Raw genomic sequence first — 19,344 nt, 5'->3', positions numbered from 1 at the left:
ATATATTAAATAATAGATTAGGAGGATTTTTTTATGAAAATATTAGTTATTAACTGTGGAAGCTCTTCTTTAAAATATCAATTAATAGATATGGAAACAGAAAAAGCTCTAGCAAAAGGATTGGTAGAAAGAATAGGAATAGAGGGATCTATATTAACTCAAAAAGCTGAGGAAGACAAATATGTAGTAGAAACCCCAATGAAAGACCACCAAGTAGCAGTAGAATTAGTGTTAAATGCATTAGTAGACAAAGAACATGGAGTAATTAGTGATATGTCTGAAATATCAGCAGTAGGACATAGAGTTGTTCATGGTGGAGAAAAATATGCTAATTCTGTACTAGTTAATGATGATGTATTAAAGAATATAGAAGAATGTATAAAACTAGCACCACTTCATAATCCAGCTAATATTATAGGAATTAATGCATGTAGAAAATTAATGCCAAATACTCCAATGGTAGTTGTATTTGACACTGCTTTTCATCAAACTATGCCTGAACATGCATATATGTACGCTCTACCATATGAAATGTATACAAAACATGGTGTAAGAAGATATGGAATGCATGGAACTTCTCATAAATTTGTATCTCTTACAGCTGCAGAAATGATGGGTAAAGATATAAAAGATCTTAAAATATTAACTTGTCACTTAGGAAATGGAGCAAGTTGTTCAGCTGTAGATCACGGAAAGTGCATAGATACATCAATGGGATTAACTCCACTTGAAGGATTAGTTATGGGAACAAGATGTGGAGATATGGATCCTGCTATTGTACCATTTTTAATGAAGGCTGAGGGATTATCTGTAGATGAAGTAGATAATCTTATGAATAAAAAATCAGGAGTTTTAGGTGTTTCAGGTGTAAGTAGTGACTTTAGAGATATAGAAGGCGCTGCTAAAGATGGAAATCATAGAGCTAAGTTAGCTTTAGATGTATTCCATTATAGAGTTAAAAAATACATAGGATCATACATAGCTGCTATGGGTGGCATTGATTGTCTTGTATTTACTGCTGGGTTAGGTGAAAACTCTATATCATCTAGAGAAGAAATTTGTAAGGGATTAGAATGCTTTGGCATAGAATTAGATGTTGAAAAGAATAATGTTAGAGGTAAAGCAGTAGAAGTAAGTGCTGAAGGCTCTAAAGTTAAAATATTTGTTATACCAACAAACGAAGAATTAATGATAGCAAGAGATACAATGGACATAGTTAAAAAATAGTAGTATAATAATTTAAACTGGAATTCGGATGGGTTAAAGTCCCATCTGAACCAGTTTTGATTTTTTATGAATTTAGGTACATTGAAATAAATAATAAGTCAGTATGCCAGCGTATTTTGCGTTATACTGCGTCAACAGAACCCGTGGATAGTCTTACTAGCCGCAGAACCTGTTTCCTTGTTTGACACAAAATATACTAGCATCTTTGAATTGTTATTTCTTTTCATGTATCTTATTAGTTTAAAAATAAATCTTGACTTTTATTATTGCTACTTATATAATAATGGTGTTTGTTGTAATTTGTCACATGAGGTGGATTTTATATGATAATCAATGTATCAGAACTAATGAAAAATAAAGTAAGCAGTAAAGAAGTAAATTTTGTATTAGATTTGTGTAATTTCCATGATGGCAATGAAACTATTGAAGTTGCAAAGGCTATTAATTTTAATGGAGTTATAAGAAGCTCCGAAGAAGATTTAATTCTAGATGGTCATGTTGAAGGAGAACTTATTTTAACATGTTCTAGATGCTTAGAAAAATTTAACTATAAGTTAGATTTAGATTTTAAAGAGACAATATCAACAAATTCTGATGATAAAGATGATGATCTCATCTTTATTGATAATAGTAAGTTGAATATAGATGATATAATCATAAGTAATATCATCATGTCATTACCTTTAAAGAGACTTTGCAGAGAAGACTGTAAAGGCTTATGTCAACTTTGTGGAACTAATTTAAATCATTCAAATTGTAATTGCAAAGACGAGGATGTTGATCCGAGATTGGCTAAGCTAAAAGATTTTTTTTCTGTTAATTAAGGAGGTGTTTATAAATGGGTAATCCAAAATCAAAAATTTCAAAATCTAAAAGAGATTCAAGAAGAGCACAAACTTTCAAACTAAGTGCACCTGGAATAGTTGAATGTCCTCAATGTCACGAAATGAAACTTGCTCATAGAGTATGCCCAAACTGCGGATACTACAAAAATAAAGAAGTTATTTCAACAGAAAAATAATAAAAGGAAAGTCATATGACTTTCTTTTATTTTTACCCAAATCAGTATATAATAAATTATATAATTTGATTAAACCACAAAAAGGTACAGGTACAATGCGATGGAATTATGAAATTTCTACTCCATGACTTGCATAAGAGCTGGGAACAATAAATTAAATTTAAAAAGTTCCTTTGCTTCTTATGCAATTCATTCCAGAGAAATTTCATAATTCAGGTAATGTAATGCTCATTGTGGGATAATCATAATTTTTATTATATAATATTTATAAGAGAGGTTTTATATATGATAATAGCAGTGGATGGTATGGGTGGAGATAATGCACCAGATTGTATAATTGAAGGGTCTATAGAGGCTATTAATGAATTTAAAGACCTAAATGTAATAATAACAGGACCAGAGAAAGTTATTAATGAAAAACTTTCAGTATATAATTATCCAAAGGAAAGAATAATAGTTTTAAATGCAGAAGAGATAATTACTAACAATGAACATCCTGTAATGGCCATAAGAAAGAAAAAAAATTCAAGTTTAGCAAAGGCATTAAACTTGGTGAAAAGCAAAGAGGCAGATGCTGTGATTTCAGCAGGAAGTACAGGAGCTTTCATGGCAGGGGCTTTATTTATTGTAGGAAGAATTAAGGGAATAGATAGACCAGCTATAGCACCGGTTTTACCAGGTAAAAATGGGCCTAGTATGCTCATTGATTGTGGTGCTAATGCAGAATGCAAACCCATAAACTTATTGCAATTTGCTTACATGGGAGATATATATTTTAAAAATATATTAGGTATATCTAGCCCAACGGTAGGACTTATTAATATAGGGGCAGAAGAAGAAAAAGGAAATACCCTTACAAAAGAAACTTATAAGCTTCTTAAGGAAACTTCTTTAAATTTTATAGGTAATGTAGAACCAAGGGATATACCTAGTGGCGATGTAAATGTTCTAGTATGTGACGGATTTGTTGGAAATACTGTTTTAAAGATGTATGAAGGCGTAGCATCTACTATATTTGGAACCATAAAAGAAGGAATATTAAGCTCTACTAGAACTAAAATCGGAGGAATGCTTTTAAAACCAGTGTTTAAGAATTTTAAGAAAAAATTTGATTACAAAGAATATGGTGGAGCAGCATTTTTAGGAGTAAAGGGAGTGTGTATTAAAGCGCATGGAAGTTCTGATGGCAAAGCTATCAAAAACGCTATATCCCAGGCTATTAAATTCACTAATAATGAAATAATAGATAAAATAAAAATGCAGATAGAAAATGAAAAAATGCAAGCAGAAAGCGAAAAAATTGAAAATCATGTATAAATTTAATAATATTGATGATATTATTATATTGACTACTTAGATTTTATATAATATTATCTATTTGTAGATTTTATTAGGAGGTGAATGTTATGGTATTCGAAAGAGTAAAAAAAATAATAGCTGATCAATTAAGCTTAGATGAGGAAGAAGTGAGAATAGATTCCTCTTTTATAGATGACTTAGGAGCTGATTCGCTAGATATAGTAGAACTTATAATGGCATTAGAAGAAGAATTTGATATTGAAATTCCAGATGAATCTGCCGAAAAAGTTGCTACTGTAGGAGATGTTGTTGAATATATAAAACAGCATGTAGAAGAGTAATAATGGGTCCCGTTCTAAAACGGGACTTTATGTTTTTTAGAAATATAGTTTATTCTTGAGCTTGTAAAGAAAATGCAAATTGAGGAATAAACTCTATTAAAGGAGATGAAAATCATATAATGAATGCTTTACGCGAAAATATGTTAATGGAATTGCAACAAAAAATAGGGTTTGATTTTCAAAACAAAAATTTGCTAGATGTAGCTTTAACTCATAGTTCTTATGCTAACCATAAAAAAAATGCAAAATACAATGAGAGACTTGAATTTTTAGGAGATGCAGTATTAGAACTTGTAATATCGGACTTTTTATTTAAAAAATATAAAGAAAAAAGTGAAGGAGAATTAACTAAAACAAGGGCTATGATAGTGTGTGAAAATTCTCTTCATAGCATAGCTAAAAAGTGGGATATAGGCAAGTACATAAACATGAGCAAGGGTGAAGAAATGACTGGTGGAAGAACAAGAGTATCTATATTAGCAGATTGCATAGAAGCTATAATAGCTGCTGTTTATTTAGAAGAAGGTTTTGAAGAGGTTAAAAAATTTGTTCTTATAAATTTTAAAGAAAATATACATAAAGCATTAAATAACCAGATAATAATGGATCATAAAACAAAACTACAAGAAATTATGCAGCAGCAGGGAGAAGTAAATATAGAATATAATTTACTAAGATATGAGGGACCACCTCATAGAAGAAAGTTTTATATAGAAGTTTATATAAATGGAAAATCATTTGGCAAAGGTGAGGGTTATAGTAAAAAAGAGGCTGAGCAAAATGCAGCAAAAGAAGCTTTGAATAATTTGGAGGTTATAAATGGGTAAATCACATTATATAATACCTATATTTGTACCACATGAAGGATGTACTCATAACTGCGTATTTTGTAACCAACGAAGTATAACTGGAGTAAAAAATAATGTTGATGGTGACTATGCAGATAAAATAATAAGAGAGTATCTTTCTACTATAGATTATGAAAATGCCACAGTAGAAGTATCATTTTTTGGGGGGTCTTTTACAGCTATAGACATTGAAAGACAAAATGAACTTCTAAAAGTAGCATATAAATACAAGAAGGAAGGAAAAATAAAATACATTCATATGTCTACGAGACCTGATTGTATAAATGAATATATACTAGATAATTTAAAAAAATATCATGCGGATATAATTGAATTAGGAGTTCAATCCTTAGACGAAGAAGTGCTGTTAAAGTCAGCTAGAGGGCATAGTGTTGAAGATGTTATAAAAGCTTCTAAGCTCATAAAAGAATACGGATTTACTTTAGGTCATCAAGTAATGCTAGGATTGCCAGGAGATAATTTTAAGAAAGATATAGACACAGCAATAAAGTCTGTGAAAATGAATCCAGATATCTGTCGTATATATCCTGCTCTAGTTATAAAAGGAACTCCTATGGAGAAAATGTACAAAGAGGGAATATATAAGCCATATACTGTAGAACAGGCTGTAGAAATATGCAAAGACGTATATGGTATTTTCATAAGCAATGGAATAAAAGTAATAAGGGTTGGACTTCAACCTACTGAAGAAATAACTACCGGTAGAGAATTACTAGCTGGCCCTTTTCACCCAGCTTTTAGGGAACTGGTAGAAGGTAGTATATATAATGATATGATAAGAGATGAACTTATAGAAAAAGATGCTTCTAATATAACTATAAATGTGAATCCTAAAGATATATCTAAAATATATGCAAATAAAAAACAATTTTTTAATGACATGAAAAAACAAATTTCGTCAATGAATTTAAGTGTATTTCAGGATAATACTTTAGAAGTAGGGCAAATATCTATAAATACAAATGAAAAATGTAGTAAAATGTCTTTCCAAAATTATGTTCAAGGTAAGTATAAAAAAGGATATAAGAGTTTTTTATAGAATATAATTCCTATATAAGTATTAAAAAGTTAAACTTAATTAATAATTTTTATAGGGAGGAATATAATTATGGAAGTATTAAAAGTATCAGCTCAATCTTCTCCAAAATCAGTAGCAGGAGCTTTAGCGGCTATTGTAAGAGACAGCAAAGTTGCAGAAATTCAAGCAATAGGTGCCGGTGCTGTAAATCAAGCTATAAAAGCAATTGCCATAGCTAGAGGATTTGTTGCTCCTAATGGAATAGATCTTGTAACTATACCAGCTTTTTCACAAATAGAAATTGATGGCGAAGAAAGAACTGCAATTAAATTAATAGTTGAATCAAGATAAATTGCTAAAAAAATCAATTTAAGAAATATAGGCTCTCAAGGTTTAAACCATGGGAGCTTATTTAAATTTATCATAAGTTGATATTTTTTTAAAATTACTATAAACTATTAAAGTAAAATCAGTATGTGAGGTGATAAAATGAAAAAAGAAAATAGAGAAAAGGCTACAAGAATTATGATATTTGTAATACTCATAATTTTTATATCTACTTTAGTGCCTATGGTATTCAGATAAACATATAATAATTAAGCTTTATATAGGAGAGAATGTTTATGTTTTTAAAATCACTGGAGATAAGAGGATTCAAATCTTTTGCAGATAAAACTGAAGTGTCTTTTAATAAAGGAATAACTACAGTTGTTGGACCCAATGGTAGTGGAAAAAGTAATATTTCAGATGCAGTTAGGTGGGTACTGGGAGAGCAAAGTATAAAAACTCTAAGAGGAGGAAAAATGGAGGATGTTATATTTGCGGGCACTCAGTACAGAAAACCGGTAGGATTGGCCCAGGTAGCCATTACTTTAGATAATAGTGATAATGAACTTCCTATAGACTATTCTGACGTAACCATTTCTAGAAGATTATATAGGTCAGGAGACAGTGAATACTATATCAATAATTCCAAATGTAGATTGAAAGATATACAAGAACTGTTTATGGACACTGGAATAGGAAAAGAAGGGTATTCTATAATAGGTCAAGGTAAGATAGATGCTATTTTAAGTGGTAAACCAGAGGACAGGAGAAAACTCTTAGAAGAGGCTGCAGGTATTGTTAAGTTTAAAACCAGAAAAGAAGAAGCAGAAAGAAAGCTTATCAATACTGAACAAAATTTAACTAGAATAGAAGATATATTGAGTACTTATGAAGAAAGACTTGGGCCTTTAGAAATAGAAAAAAATAAAGCAAAAGAGTTTTTGAAACTATCTGAAGAATTAAAAATAAAAGAGATAAATTTAATAGTATATAATATTAAATCCCTAGAGGAAAAAATATCATTTATCAAAAAAAGTATAGATAAGTTTAATGAAGAAATGAATAGATATGAAAAGGAAAAAGAAGAATTAAAAATAGAATTTGATAAATTAGAAGAGAAACTGGAAAAATTTAATAAAGACATAGAAAAAGAAAAAGCAGATTATTATAACAAGCAATGGGAGCACAAGGATATAATATCTAAAATGGAAATTTTAAATGAGAGAATAGTTAATTTAAAATCCGTGATAGATAAGAATACCATAGACATAAAGGATTTAGAAAATAAAAAAGAAAATTTTTATAAAGAAAAATATTTAAAGGAAAAAGAACTGGAAAAATTTCAAATGAATCAATCCAGTTTAAATAATAATATTGTTAAGTTGGAAAATTATATATTAAATCTTAACAAGGAAATATCTACTGATGAAGAAGTACTTGATAATCTGAAACGAGACCAAATAGATTTAGCAGGGAAAATAGCTGAACTTAAAAATAACAATATAATTTATAAAAATGAAGTAGAGGAATTAAAAAAGAAAATATCTCATATAAAAGAAAGTTGTGTTGGATATGTTAACTCTATAAAAATCAATTCAAATACTAAAAATATTTTAAAAGAAGAAAGAGAAAAGCTGTCTCTTCATATAGCTGAGCATGAAGATGAAATAAAATCTTCTAAAAGAGAAATTTCTAAGCTTAATATGCAATTAAGGGAACAGGAAAATAAACTTAAAAATAATAATAAAAAATTAAATACTTTAGAAGCTAACAGAAACATACTTACAAATTTAGAAAAGGAGTATGAAGGTTACACAAAAACAGTAAAGAATTTAATGCATGATTTAACTAAAGGTTTATTGGATATACAAAAACAGCATTGCCATGTACTAGGGGAAATAGTAGATGTGCCTAAGGAACTAGAAGTAGCTATTGAGATAGCTTTAGGAGCATCTATTTCTAATATAATAACAAAAGATGAAATCACAGCAAAAAAATTAATTAATTATTTAAAAGAAAATAAATTAGGAAGAGCTACTTTCTTGCCTTTAGATATTATAAGAGGAAAGAAATTAGACTTATACCCTGAAATAAAAAAAATAAAAGGATATTTAGGAATTGCAAGTGAACTTATAAATTATGATAATATATTTAACCCTATAATACAGTATGTGCTTGGAAGAACAATAATTGCTAAAGATTTAGATTGTGCTATTCATATAGCTAAAGCTAGTAATTTTAGGTTTAAAATAGTAACATTAGATGGTGAAGTAGTAAATACCGGAGGAGCTTTAACCGGTGGTAGTTTATATGGGAAAAATACTGGGATAATAAGCAGGAAAAGGCATATAGAAGAAATAGAGTTAGAAGTAGAGAAAGTGAAAGATGAGCTTTCTGATGTAACCTCAACTATAAAAAATTTAAACAGAGTTATAAAAGAATTAGATGATAAATGTTTAAATTTAAAAGATGAAATTCACTATAAAAATATAGAAATAACAAAAATTGATGGAAAAATAAGTGCCATTGAAATTGAAACGGAAAAATTAAATAAAAATTTGTCTGTTTCTACTGAAGAAATAAATACTATAAGTGAGGTTTTAGAATCTAAAGAGACTCAGACAGAAGAATTCCATAAAAATATAGATTTGTATGTGGAAAAAGAAAAAGAAAATAATGATAAAATTGCAACATTGGAGTTTGAATTAAAAGATAGAGAAAACCTTATAGAGAATAATAAGGAAAGCTTAACTGAATTAAGAATAAAAAAAGCTGGATTAGATGAAATAGTAAATAATAAAATAAGTGAATTAAGCAGGATAAGTAAAGAGGGCGAATCTATAGAGGAAAAAATAGAGTTGTTAAAAAAAGAAATAGAGAAGTCAGAGGAGACATACCAAAGTAGCCTCAGCGGTATAGAAGAAAATAACAATAAGATAGAAAATATACTAAAATCTTTGGAGTCTTTGAAAAATGCTTATGAAAACAAAGAAGTAGAAAAAATAAAGATAAAAGAAAATATTGATAAATACAAAAGCAAGTTAGAAGAATTAAATTTACTAATAGCTAACAAGGAAAAAGAAATACACAGAGAACAAATAGCACATACTAAATATGTAACTGATAAAGACAATGTATATTTAAAATTAAACGATGAATTTCAAATTACTTATGCGGAGGCTTTAGAGTATGCAATTGAAAAGTTTAATTTAAAAGAGTTTAAATTAGATATACAAAACTTAAAAGAAGGGATTTCAAAATTGGGTGTTGTAAATTTAGGTGCTATAGAAGAATATGAAGATATAGGAAATAAATACCGCTTTATGAATAATCAAAAGGAAGATTTAATAAGTGCTAGAGAAGAACTTATGCAGGTAATAAATGATATGACTGGAAAAATGAAAGTTATGTTTAATGAAAACTTTAACAATATTAGAAAGTATTTCAATCAAACATTTCAAGAGTTATTTAAAGGTGGAAGAGCTGACTTACTACTGGGAGAGGGAGATGAATTATCCTGTGACATTGAAATAAATGTAGAACCTCCAGGGAAAAAACTTCAAAATATAAATTTAATGTCTGGTGGTGAAAAGGGACTTTCGGCTATAGCTTTATTATTTGCAATACTTAAAATGAAGCCAACCCCTTTTTGTATATTAGATGAAATAGAAGCAGCTTTAGATGATGCCAATGTAGTAAGATATGCAGATTTTTTGAGGGCTTTTTCAAATAATGTTCAGTTTATTGTAATTACTCATAGAAAGGGTACTATGGAAGCCAGTGATGTTATGTATGGTGTAACTATGCAGGAAAAAGGAATATCAAAAGTAGTTTCAATACAGTTAAATAGTTAATATTATAGGAGGTATTGTATATGTTCGGAGGATTTTTTAATAAACTTAAAGAGGGGCTTACAAAGACGAGAGATGGTTTAAGTAACAAACTAGGAGACATGTTAAATTTAGCAATAACCATAGATGATGATTTGTATGAGGAATTAGAAGAAATTCTTATAACTGCAGACATAGGAGTGGAAACTTCTTTAAAAATAATTGATAAATTAAAAGAAAAAATAAAGGAAGAAAAAATAAAGGATCCTCAACAAATAAAGCCTTGCCTAAAAGAAATATTAATTGAAATGCTTGGTGAGAGCAGAGAAGAACAGAAATTTCCTAAAGTTATGTTAGTAATAGGTGTAAATGGAGTAGGTAAGACTACTTCTATAGGTAAATTAGCAAATAATTTTAAAAGAGAAGGTAATAAGGTTTTAATTGCAGCAGGGGATACTTTTAGGGCAGCTGCCATAGACCAATTAGAGGTATGGAGTGGTAGAGCGGGAGTAGATATTGTAAAACATCAAGAAGGGTCAGATCCAGCGGCAGTAGTTTTTGACGCGATTCAAGCAGCTAAAGCTAGACATATGGATGTGCTTATATGCGATACTGCAGGAAGGCTTCATAATAAGAAAAATTTAATGAATGAACTTCAAAAGATAAACAGGATAGTAGAAAAAGAATTTTCAAATGGAAATAAAGAGACACTATTGGTGGTAGATGCTACTACAGGACAAAATGGTGTGCAGCAGGCAAAACAATTTAAAGAAATATGTAATGTTGATGGAATAATATTAACTAAATTAGATGGAACCGCTAAAGGTGGAGTGGTTATTTCTATAAAAGATGTATTAGGCATTCCAGTAAAATATATAGGAGTGGGAGAAGGTGTTGATGATCTACAGGAATTTAATGCAAAAGAGTTTGTAGAGGCTCTATTTTAAAAAAAATGTTCTGTTAAGTAAAAGTACTTGACATGAATAAAACAATTTGATATTATAATTTTTGTGAGTTGGTGATGGTTATGGAGGAAAGAGTCCAAATTTCTTTATTACTAGACTTTTATGGGAGTCTATTAACAGAAAAACAAAGAGATATAATGGATTTATATTATAATGACGATTTATCTTTAGCTGAAATATCCAATATAACAAATACTAGCAGGCAAGCCATACATGATATTACTAAAAGATGCCATAAACTTTTATTTCAGTATGAAGAAAAGCTATCTTTGCTAGAAAAGTATTTAAATAGAAAAAAAATTTTAGATAGATTGAATAAAAATATAGACAGATTAATAAGTAGTATAGATGATGAAGATAAAAAAGGAATTCTTCACAGTGTTAAAAGAGATATAGAAAATATATAGGAGGTCCGGCTATGGCTTTTGAAGGTTTAGCTTCTAAATTACAAGAAACTCTTAAAAAGTTAAAAGGAAAAGGCAAGTTATCAGAAAAAGATATTAAAGAAGCTATGAGAGAAGTTAAACTTGCTTTGTTGGAAGCAGATGTAAACTACAAAATTGTCAAGGACTTTGTAAAAAAAGTAAGCGAAAAGAGTCTAGGGAATGAAGTTTTAGAGAGCTTAACTCCTGGTCAACAGGTTATAAAAGTAGTAAATGAAGAATTGACGGAGTTAATGGGGAAAACCGAAAGTGAAATAAAATATTCTTCTAGTGGCTTGACAGTTATTATGTTAGTTGGTTTGCAAGGAGCAGGTAAAACTACTATGGCAGGTAAGTTGGCGCTGCAGATGCGTAAGAGGAATAAAAAGCCTTTGTTAGTTGCCTGTGATGTATATAGACCAGCAGCTATAAAACAGTTGCAAGTAGTTGGAAAGAGCATAGAGGTACCAGTGTTTACTATGGGAGATAAAGTTAGTCCTGTGGATATAGCTAAGGCATCCTTAGAACATGCTAAGGGCAATGGTAATAATGTAGTAATCATAGATACAGCCGGTAGACTACACATAGATGAAAATCTAATGGGAGAACTTTCAGGTATAAAAGAAAATATAAACCCTGATGAAATATTATTGGTAGTAGACTCTATGACAGGGCAGGATGCTGTGAATGTAGCTGAAAGCTTTAATAATCAGTTGGATATATCTGGTGTTATATTAACTAAATTAGATGGTGATACCAGAGGAGGAGCAGCACTTTCAATTAAGGCTATCACCGGAAAACCAATTAAGTTCGTTGGTATAGGTGAGAAAATGAACGAGGTAGAGGTTTTCCATCCAGATAGAATGGCTTCAAGGATACTTGGCATGGGTGATGTATTATCACTTATAGAAAAAGCTCAACAATCCATAGATGAAAAAAAGGCTCAAGAAATAGGTTCAAGAATGTTAAATAATGAATTTAATTTTGAGGATTTCCTAGAAGCTATGAGTCAAATGAAGAAAATGGGTCCTTTAACTAAAGTTCTCGAAATGATGCCAGGATTTAATTCTAGCCAATTAAAAGGTGTTGATTTAGATCAGAGTGAAAAAGAAATGTCTAAAGTTGAGGCTATAATAAACTCTATGACTAAAAAAGAAAGAGTAAATCCAAACTTAGTTATCTCTTCATCCTCTAGAAAGAAGAGAATAGCTAAGGGTTCTGGCACTGATGTACAGCAAGTAAATAGGCTGTTAAAACAATTTGAAGCTATTAGAAAAATGATGAAACAAATGAAAGGGATGCAAAAAGGTTTTAAAAAAGGTTTATTTGGAAAACTACCTTTTTAAATATAAATACTAATTAGAATCCTTTAAAGGAGGTGAATATAAATGGCAGTTAAAATAAGACTAAGAAGAATGGGTGCAAAGAAAGCTCCTTTCTACAGAGTAGTTGTTGCTGATTCAAGATCTCCAAGAGATGGAAGATTTATTGATGAAATAGGATACTACAATCCTACAACTGAACCAACTACTGTAAAAATAGATGAAGAAAAAGCTTTGAAATGGGTAAAAAATGGTGCTCAACCATCTGAAACAGTTAAAAAGTTATTCAATATGACTGGTATAACTGAAAAAACTTCAAAGTAATACTGGGGGTGCTTTTTTATGAAAGAATTGCTTGAAGTAATAGCAAAGTCACTAGTAGACAACCCAGAAATGGTATGTGTAAATGAGATATCTGGTGAGCAATCTATAATTTTAGAATTAAAAGTTGCTTCAGAGGACATGGGAAAAGTTATTGGTAAGCAAGGTAGAATAGCAAAGGCTATAAGAACAGTAATGAAAGCAGCAGCTATTAAAGAAAATAAGAGAGTTGTTGTAGAAATCATATAATTGCATACTAAAAGCGTAAATTAAGAGTTAGGTCTTTCCTAGCTCTTAATTTATATTACTTTAATATATATAAATTTAATATATATTTGTATCAACCGCGAAATAGATGGGTAAAATATATAACCATATATTAAAGATAATCCTATATAAATATAGTAATTCAAATTACATGTGAAATAGATAAAAATATAAAAAGGAAGGTAGGTGAAAACCTGATTTATGATTTTAGAAATCAGGGATGCATATTGGAAGAGTATTTTAATATAGGTCAAATAATAAATACTCATGGAGTTCATGGTGAGCTTAAAATATTACCTCTTACAGATGATATTAATAGATTTAAAAGTTTAAAACATGTATTAATAGACGATATAGAAAGAACTATACTTGGAGTGAAATTTCAAAAGGATAAGGTTATATTAAAGTTAGATGGAATAAATTCTATGGACGATGCGATGAAATACAGAGGTAAATACTTGAAAATTAACAGAAAAGATGCTGTACCTCTAGAAGAAGACACATACTTTATATCAGATTTAGTAAAGTGTGAGGTTTTTGATACAAAAGGAAATAAAATAGGAAAAATATATGAAGTTATTAAAACAGGAAGTAACGATGTGTACTGGGTTAAAGGAGAAAAAGAAGTATTAGTTCCTGCTTTAAGGGATATAGTAAGAGAAATAGATATAAATAATTTTAAAATAACTATAAGGCCTGTAGAGGAGTGGCAAGCATAAATATGAAAATAGATATATTAACCTTATTCCCAGAGATGTTTAGTATATTTAATCACAGCATAATTGGAAGAGCAAAAGAAAATAGAATATTGAATATCAATGCCATTAATATAAGAGACTATTCAGAAGATAAACATAAAAAGGTAGACGATTATCCTTATGGAGGTGGTGCGGGCATGCTTATGACACCACAACCTCTAGTTGATGCTATAAGTGCTGTGAAAAATTGTAATAAAGGCAAAGTCATTTTTTTAGGTCCTAGAGGAACTAGCTTTAATCATGAGATGGCATTAAATTTAAGTAAAGAAGAAGAGTTAATTTTTATTTGTGGACACTACGAAGGTATAGACGAAAGGGTTTATAATTATATTGATATGGAAATTTCTCTTGGAGATTTCATATTAACTGGTGGAGAAATGGCATGTATACCCATTGTAGATTCTATATGTAGATTGATACCTGGAGTGCTTTCCACTAGTGAAAGTTATAAGGAAGAATCTTTTTATGATGGTTTGTTAGAGTATCCTCAGTACACAAGACCGGTATCTTTTAGAGGAGAAGAAGTACCTGAGGTTCTTTTATCTGGGCATCATGAAAATATAAGAAAATGGAGAAAGTTTCAGTCATTAAGGTTAACTCAGAAAAGAAGACCAGATTTATTTAAGAAAATAGAATTGACAAAAGAAGATAGAAAATTATTAAATACTTTGAAATAATATATATTTATATTGTAAAAACACAATTTTTGTGGTAAAATGTGTTTTGTGCTAGTACGGGCGGTCCGCTGTCTGCGTAAAGCTGGGCAAGAACGTCGAATAATTTTAAGGAGGGAATGCACATGTTAGAAATCATAAAATCAATAGAAGCAGAACAAATAAGAAATGATTTAGTAAAATTCAATGTTGGAGATACTGTTAAGGTTCACGTTAACATTAAAGAAGGAACTAGAGAAAGAATTCAGGTTTTTGAAGGAACAGTTATCAAAAAACAAAATGGCGGAATAAGAGAAACTTTCACAGTAAGAAGAGTAACTTCAGGTGTAGGAGTTGAAAGAACATTTCCAGTTAATTCTCCAAGCGTAGCTAAGATAGAAGTAATAAGAGCTGGTAAAGTAAGAAGAGCTAAGTTATTCTACTTAAGAGATAGAGTTGGAAAAGCTGCTAAAGTTAAAGAAGCAATAAGATAAGAAAACGGGGCTATTAAAGTCCCTTTTTTTATTATTTTTATTTTATACATAAAAAGAGCATTAAAATTAAAAAAGGAATTAAACTACTTATGTATATGTAGGATTTAGTATGTGAAACTCTCCTATAATAATTGCTTAAGTAGTTACTATAGATTGATTAAGCATTAAGGTACATTCAAATAAATAATAAGTCATTATGCTAGTCTATTTTGCGTTATATTGCGTCAGCGGAATTCGCCGATAGTCTTACTAGCGACGGAACTTGCTTCCTTGCCTGATGCAAAATATGCTAGAATCTTTGACTTGTTATTTATTTTCATGTACTTAAATAAAATCAAATTAGGAAAGGATAGAATATTTATGGAAATAAATTGGTTCCCTGGCCATATGGCCAAGACTAGAAGAGAAATAAAAGAAAATTTAAAACTTGTAGATGCTGTAATAGAGATAAGGGATGCTAGAATAGTAAAATCCAGTGCAAATCCAGAGATAGAAGAGATATGTAAGGGGAAACCTAGAATAATACTTTTAAATAAAGCTGACTTAGCGGAAGAAAAAGTAACTAATGCATGGATCAAAGAACTTTCTAAGGAAAATATAAAGGTTATTCAAGGAAATAGTATGACAGGTGAAGGATTAAAAAATATAAAGCCTATTTTAGATTTGCTCCTAAAAGAAAAATTAGAAAGACTAAGAAGTAAAGGATTAGTTAATATAACCACTAGAGTAATGGTAGTGGGAATTCCTAATGTGGGGAAGTCGTCATTTATTAACAAAATAGCAAAAGGAAATAGAGCTAAAACTGGTGATAGACCGGGTGTTACTAAAAGTAGGCAATGGATAAAAACTAAGCTAGGAATAGAATTAATGGATACGCCAGGAGTGCTATGGCCTAAATTTGAGGACACAAAGGTAGGATTGAATTTAGCATTTACAGGAGCCATAAAGGATGAGATAATGAATGTAGAGGATTTAGCTTTAGAGTTAATAAAATCGCTTCAAGGCCAGTATGGAGATAGAATTGTTCAAAGGTATAAACTAGAAGGATTATCAGAAGATGCATTAGAAAACATGGACAGTATAGCCATAAAAAGAGGAGCTGTTATGGCTGGAAGAAATATAGATTACAATAGAATAGCTATTACAATTTTAGATGAATTTAGAGGGGGAAAACTAGGAAGAATTTCATTAGAAACTCCCTAAAGGAGAGAAAAAAATATGGGCTTTGATATTTACCCTGTGGATTTGGGGCATAGAAATGTTAAAGAAATAAAGGATTTAGTTAAACATACAGAAGAAAATTTTCTTAATATAAATGAAGAAGATTTTTTAAATTTAACCAAGAGCTTATTAGATGATAGCAGAAAGTCTGTTAATAAACTAGCCATAAGTCTATTGAAATATAGAGAAAGTATGGAAAAAGAAATAAAAAGAGTTACGAATATGTATAATTTTGATAAAGTATATTCTAAGGATAGATATGTTATAGGAGCAGATGAAGTAGGTAGAGGGCCACTAGCGGGGCCCATAGTAGCTGCAGCAGTAGTTTTAGATTTGAATAACACAGATACAAAAGATATGATACTTGGATTAAATGATTCAAAAAAGCTGGCTGCAAAAAAAAGGCAAGAATTGAGTGAAATTATAAAGAAAAAAGCTTTATCGTATAAAATATGTTTAATAAACAATAAAGAAATAGATAGTAAGGGAATAGGATGGTGCAATAATCAAGTTCTTTTAGAATCATCTGAAGGGATAGCTTTAAAACCTAGCATAGTTTTATCAGATGGATATAAAATAAAAGGGATTAGTTTGCCTAACAAAGCGGTTGTTAAAGGAGACTCTAAAAGTGCATCTATAGCTTGTGCATCAATTTTAGCTAAAGTATACAGAGATAATATTATGATAGAATACTCTAACGCCTATGAAGGCTATGGTTTTCATAAGAATATGGGTTATGGTACTGAAGAACATATAAAAGCCATAAAGAGTAGGGGAATAACTAGTATACATAGAATGAGTTTTTTAAAAAATATATAAAAAAATAGAGGGAGCTGTTTCAAAATTTTATTTTGGACAGTTCTCTTTATTTTTACGTTCCAAACGCATTTTTTATTAATTTTATAGAAGGTTTGTCTTCATTACTATTTAATATTATTTCCATAACGTCAAATCTAAAATTGTTCTTGAAAAGCTTTTTCTTTAATATATACAATTGAGCTACTTTATAAATTTTTAATTGTTTGTTTTTGGTAACAGCCTCACGAGGATATCCATACAAGGTGCTATACCTAGTTTTTACTTCTACAAAAGCTATATAATTGTTATCTTTTCCTATTAAATCAATTTCTCCAAATTTGCAAGAAAAATTTCTATCTAATATTATATATCCTAAATTCTCTAAGTAGTTTTGTGCCATATCTTCGCCATATTTTCCTATGTCCTTATTGAGATGGTGCATAAAATATCCCCTTTCTTTTAGAAGAATGCATAAAGACATATTACAATAATAGATTGAAAATTGCAACTATTTATTCTCAATTAAATAAATTTGTAAGAATATGATTATATTAATTATATTTGTCTAGAATTAAAATATGTGTTTATGAAACTTGGAGGGAAAAATATGGCCATTACAAATATTAATACTGCAAGCCTTAGTGGTATAAAAGGCAATATAGTGAGAGTTGAGATACATATATCTAGTGGACTACCTTGTTTTAATATAGTAGGACTTCCTGATGTGTCTGTTAAGGAATCTAAAGAAAGAGTTAGGGCAGCTATAGAAAACTGTGGATATGAGTTTCCCATAGGTAGAATTACTATAAACTTAGCTCCTGCTGATTTAAAAAAAGAAGGAGCTTTATTGGATTTGCCTATAGCGGTGGGTATTCTTATTGCAACTAATCAGATATGCTGTGAAGATTTAGAAGAATATTTATTCATAGGGGAGTTATCTCTAAATGGTGAGTTAAAAGGGGTTAAAGGGGCATTACCTGTAGTTATGGAGGGAATGGATAGTGGAATTGAAAAATTTTTAGTACCCTATGATAACGTAGAAGAATGCAGCCTAATAAAAGGGGCAGAAATATTTGCATTTAAGCATTTGAAAGAAGTAGTAAGCTATATTCAATATAGGGACTTACTTCCATATGAGTCAACGAGGGAGACTTTTGGAAATTATGATGATGAGTTAGATTTTTGTGATGTTAAGGGTCAGGAAAGCACTAAAAGAGCTATTGAAGTAGCTTCTGCAGGTGGACATAACATAGCCTTATTTGGACCTCCAGGTTCAGGTAAAACTATGTTAGCTAAAAGAATATCTTCTATTTTGCCACCTATGAAATATGAAGAAGCAATTGAAGTTACAAAGATATACAGTGTTTCGGGTAATTTAGATAAAGAAAAAAATATAATTACTAAAAGACCTTTTAGAAGCCCTCACCACACCACCTCAAAAATTGCACTAGTTGGTGGTGGAAGAGAACTTATGCCAGGAGAAATATCATTAGCTCATAACGGAGTGCTGTTTTTAGATGAAATACTGGAATTTGATAAAGGAGTGTTAAATGTGCTTAGGCAGCCACTAGAAGATAGAGAAATACTAATTTCAAGATATAATGGCAGCGTAAAGTATCCAGCCAACTTTATGCTAGTTGCTGCATTAAATCCATGTCCCTGTGGTTTTTATTCTTCAGGGGTTAGAGAATGTACTTGTACGGAATACGATAGAGAAAGATATTTGAATAAGTTTTCAGGGCCTTTGCTCGATAGAATAGACGTTTTTTCTTATGTTAATTCACTTTCTTATGTAGAAATAAAAAGTTCAAAAAAGTCTGAGGGATCTAAGAATATTAGAGAAAGAATTAAGAGGGCTAGGGAAATCCAAAATATTAGATTTAAAGATAATAAAATTTTTACTAATTCACAGATGAATGTAAATGAAATAAATAAATACTGTATTTTAGATAAAAAAGGTAATGATTTATTAGAGAAGTTATACTCAAAATTTTCCTTAAGTGCTAGAGCGTACAGCCGGATATTAAAGGTTGCTAGAACTATAGCTGATTTAAGAGAAAATAAAAATATAGGAGAAATAGATTTGGTAGAAGCTATTCAATATAGAAGATTTATAAACAATAAAATAGTTTAAAAATCTAGAAAGACTAATAAAATTCAAAAAATTAAATAAAAATTAATAAAATTTTAA

At 29.9% G+C, this 19,344-nt stretch carries 21 protein-coding genes; 20 read left to right on the top strand and 1 reads right to left on the bottom strand.

Features of this window, described 5'->3' with window-relative positions:
* The first annotated feature begins 33 nt into the window (after positions 1-33).
* The 19 genes from CC89_RS07175 to rnhB all read left to right on the top strand — a co-directional run bounded on the left by CC89_RS07175 (position 34) and on the right by rnhB (position 17,174).
* Entirely contained in the window at positions 34-1,227 is a 1,194-nt protein-coding gene (locus tag CC89_RS07175; RefSeq protein ID WP_035290687.1) for an acetate kinase, read from the top strand.
* A gap of 323 nt (positions 1,228-1,550) precedes the next feature.
* Positions 1,551-2,051 carry a YceD family protein gene (locus CC89_RS07170; protein WP_035290685.1) on the top strand — a complete coding sequence of 167 codons (501 nt, stop codon included), beginning with the start codon at positions 1,551-1,553 and terminating at the stop codon, positions 2,049-2,051.
* 14 nt (positions 2,052-2,065) lie between these two features.
* The gene (gene rpmF / locus CC89_RS07165) at positions 2,066-2,248 is read left to right on the top strand and encodes a 50S ribosomal protein L32 (protein ID WP_035290683.1); all 183 of its coding nucleotides are present in this window, start codon (positions 2,066-2,068) and stop codon (positions 2,246-2,248) included.
* A 285-nt stretch (positions 2,249-2,533) separates the two neighbouring features.
* The gene (plsX, locus tag CC89_RS07160; protein WP_035290681.1) at positions 2,534-3,565 is read left to right on the top strand and encodes a phosphate acyltransferase PlsX; all 1,032 of its coding nucleotides are present in this window, start codon (positions 2,534-2,536) and stop codon (positions 3,563-3,565) included.
* Positions 3,566-3,654: 89 nt separating this feature from the next.
* Positions 3,655-3,888 (top strand): acyl carrier protein, encoded by a 234-nt coding sequence (acpP, locus tag CC89_RS07155; RefSeq protein WP_035290679.1) that lies wholly within the window; start codon positions 3,655-3,657, stop codon positions 3,886-3,888.
* Positions 3,889-4,007: 119 nt separating this feature from the next.
* The gene (rnc, locus tag CC89_RS07150) at positions 4,008-4,715 is read left to right on the top strand and encodes a ribonuclease III (RefSeq protein ID WP_035290677.1); all 708 of its coding nucleotides are present in this window, start codon (positions 4,008-4,010) and stop codon (positions 4,713-4,715) included.
* A complete protein-coding gene (locus CC89_RS07145) occupies positions 4,708-5,796 on the top strand; it encodes an elongator complex protein 3 (protein ID WP_035290676.1) in 1,089 nt (362 codons plus the stop codon). Before rnc ends, CC89_RS07145 begins: the two co-directional genes overlap by 8 nt.
* 69 nt (positions 5,797-5,865) lie before the next feature.
* The gene (locus CC89_RS07140; RefSeq protein WP_035290674.1) at positions 5,866-6,126 is read left to right on the top strand and encodes a stage V sporulation protein S; all 261 of its coding nucleotides are present in this window, start codon (positions 5,866-5,868) and stop codon (positions 6,124-6,126) included.
* A 272-nt stretch (positions 6,127-6,398) separates the two neighbouring features.
* Complete coding sequence (gene smc / locus CC89_RS07135) at positions 6,399-9,956, top strand: chromosome segregation protein SMC (RefSeq protein WP_035290672.1); 3,558 nt, start codon at positions 6,399-6,401, stop codon at positions 9,954-9,956.
* 20 nt (positions 9,957-9,976) lie between these two features.
* Entirely contained in the window at positions 9,977-10,879 is a 903-nt protein-coding gene (ftsY, locus tag CC89_RS07130) for a signal recognition particle-docking protein FtsY (RefSeq protein ID WP_035290670.1), read from the top strand.
* A gap of 80 nt (positions 10,880-10,959) precedes the next feature.
* On the top strand, positions 10,960-11,304 hold the full coding sequence (locus CC89_RS07125; RefSeq protein WP_035290668.1) for a putative DNA-binding protein: 345 nt from the start codon (positions 10,960-10,962) through the stop codon (positions 11,302-11,304).
* 11 nt (positions 11,305-11,315) lie between these two features.
* Complete coding sequence (gene ffh, locus CC89_RS07120) at positions 11,316-12,665, top strand: signal recognition particle protein (protein WP_035290666.1); 1,350 nt, start codon at positions 11,316-11,318, stop codon at positions 12,663-12,665.
* Positions 12,666-12,707: 42 nt separating this feature from the next.
* Positions 12,708-12,965 (top strand): 30S ribosomal protein S16, encoded by a 258-nt coding sequence (rpsP, locus tag CC89_RS07115; protein ID WP_035290664.1) that lies wholly within the window; start codon positions 12,708-12,710, stop codon positions 12,963-12,965.
* A gap of 18 nt (positions 12,966-12,983) precedes the next feature.
* Positions 12,984-13,211 (top strand): KH domain-containing protein, encoded by a 228-nt coding sequence (locus CC89_RS07110; protein WP_035290661.1) that lies wholly within the window; start codon positions 12,984-12,986, stop codon positions 13,209-13,211.
* Positions 13,212-13,456: 245 nt separating this feature from the next.
* Complete coding sequence (gene rimM, locus CC89_RS07105) at positions 13,457-13,948, top strand: ribosome maturation factor RimM (RefSeq protein ID WP_035290660.1); 492 nt, start codon at positions 13,457-13,459, stop codon at positions 13,946-13,948.
* 2 nt (positions 13,949-13,950) lie between these two features.
* Positions 13,951-14,664, top strand: a complete 714-nt coding sequence (gene trmD, locus CC89_RS07100) for a tRNA (guanosine(37)-N1)-methyltransferase TrmD (protein WP_035290659.1) — start codon at positions 13,951-13,953, stop codon at positions 14,662-14,664.
* Between the two features lie 122 nt (positions 14,665-14,786).
* Positions 14,787-15,134, top strand: a complete 348-nt coding sequence (rplS, locus tag CC89_RS07095; protein ID WP_035290658.1) for a 50S ribosomal protein L19 — start codon at positions 14,787-14,789, stop codon at positions 15,132-15,134.
* Between the two features lie 360 nt (positions 15,135-15,494).
* Positions 15,495-16,337: a ribosome biogenesis GTPase YlqF gene (gene ylqF, locus CC89_RS07090; protein ID WP_035290656.1), complete on the top strand. Its 843-nt coding sequence runs from the start codon at positions 15,495-15,497 to the stop codon at positions 16,335-16,337.
* 15 nt (positions 16,338-16,352) lie between these two features.
* Entirely contained in the window at positions 16,353-17,174 is an 822-nt protein-coding gene (gene rnhB / locus CC89_RS07085; RefSeq protein ID WP_185750695.1) for a ribonuclease HII, read from the top strand.
* A gap of 52 nt (positions 17,175-17,226) precedes the next feature.
* On the opposite strand, the gene CC89_RS07080 is transcribed toward rnhB, so the two are convergent.
* Positions 17,227-17,595 (bottom strand): YraN family protein, encoded by a 369-nt coding sequence (locus CC89_RS07080; protein ID WP_035290653.1) that lies wholly within the window; start codon positions 17,593-17,595, stop codon positions 17,227-17,229.
* A gap of 165 nt (positions 17,596-17,760) precedes the next feature.
* Between CC89_RS07080 and CC89_RS07075 the strand changes: the two genes are divergently transcribed.
* Positions 17,761-19,287 (top strand): YifB family Mg chelatase-like AAA ATPase, encoded by a 1,527-nt coding sequence (locus CC89_RS07075; RefSeq protein WP_035290651.1) that lies wholly within the window; start codon positions 17,761-17,763, stop codon positions 19,285-19,287.
* The last annotated feature ends 57 nt before the right edge of the window (positions 19,288-19,344 follow it).

The organism is Clostridium sp. KNHs214 (genome assembly GCF_000744935.1).
GTDB lineage: Bacteria > Bacillota > Clostridia > Clostridiales > Clostridiaceae > Haloimpatiens.
Note: the sequence above shows the minus strand (reverse complement) of the source record. Positions and strands in the feature narration are given on the sequence as shown.

Excerpts from the sequence above, each read along its gene's own strand:
- ylqF (WP_035290656.1), top strand. The coding sequence starts at position 15,495 with ATGGAAATAAATTGGTTCCCTGGCCATATGGCCAAGACTAGAAGAGAA.
- CC89_RS07110 (WP_035290661.1), top strand. The coding sequence starts at position 12,984 with ATGAAAGAATTGCTTGAAGTAATAGCAAAGTCACTAGTAGACAACCCA.
- CC89_RS07140 (WP_035290674.1), top strand. The coding sequence starts at position 5,866 with ATGGAAGTATTAAAAGTATCAGCTCAATCTTCTCCAAAATCAGTAGCA.
- smc (WP_035290672.1), top strand. The coding sequence starts at position 6,399 with ATGTTTTTAAAATCACTGGAGATAAGAGGATTCAAATCTTTTGCAGAT.
- ftsY (WP_035290670.1), top strand. The coding sequence starts at position 9,977 with ATGTTCGGAGGATTTTTTAATAAACTTAAAGAGGGGCTTACAAAGACG.
- rplS (WP_035290658.1), top strand. The coding sequence starts at position 14,787 with ATGTTAGAAATCATAAAATCAATAGAAGCAGAACAAATAAGAAATGAT.
- acpP (WP_035290679.1), top strand. The coding sequence starts at position 3,655 with ATGGTATTCGAAAGAGTAAAAAAAATAATAGCTGATCAATTAAGCTTA.
- rnc (WP_035290677.1), top strand. The coding sequence starts at position 4,008 with ATGAATGCTTTACGCGAAAATATGTTAATGGAATTGCAACAAAAAATA.
- CC89_RS07125 (WP_035290668.1), top strand. The coding sequence starts at position 10,960 with ATGGAGGAAAGAGTCCAAATTTCTTTATTACTAGACTTTTATGGGAGT.
- CC89_RS07075 (WP_035290651.1), top strand. The coding sequence starts at position 17,761 with ATGGCCATTACAAATATTAATACTGCAAGCCTTAGTGGTATAAAAGGC.
- plsX (WP_035290681.1), top strand. The coding sequence starts at position 2,534 with ATGATAATAGCAGTGGATGGTATGGGTGGAGATAATGCACCAGATTGT.
- CC89_RS07145 (WP_035290676.1), top strand. The coding sequence starts at position 4,708 with ATGGGTAAATCACATTATATAATACCTATATTTGTACCACATGAAGGA.
- CC89_RS07175 (WP_035290687.1), top strand. The coding sequence starts at position 34 with ATGAAAATATTAGTTATTAACTGTGGAAGCTCTTCTTTAAAATATCAA.
- CC89_RS07170 (WP_035290685.1), top strand. The coding sequence starts at position 1,551 with ATGATAATCAATGTATCAGAACTAATGAAAAATAAAGTAAGCAGTAAA.
- rpsP (WP_035290664.1), top strand. The coding sequence starts at position 12,708 with ATGGCAGTTAAAATAAGACTAAGAAGAATGGGTGCAAAGAAAGCTCCT.
- rpmF (WP_035290683.1), top strand. The coding sequence starts at position 2,066 with ATGGGTAATCCAAAATCAAAAATTTCAAAATCTAAAAGAGATTCAAGA.
- CC89_RS07080 (WP_035290653.1), bottom strand. The coding sequence starts at position 17,595 with ATGCACCATCTCAATAAGGACATAGGAAAATATGGCGAAGATATGGCA.
- trmD (WP_035290659.1), top strand. The coding sequence starts at position 13,951 with ATGAAAATAGATATATTAACCTTATTCCCAGAGATGTTTAGTATATTT.
- ffh (WP_035290666.1), top strand. The coding sequence starts at position 11,316 with ATGGCTTTTGAAGGTTTAGCTTCTAAATTACAAGAAACTCTTAAAAAG.
- rnhB (WP_185750695.1), top strand. The coding sequence starts at position 16,353 with ATGGGCTTTGATATTTACCCTGTGGATTTGGGGCATAGAAATGTTAAA.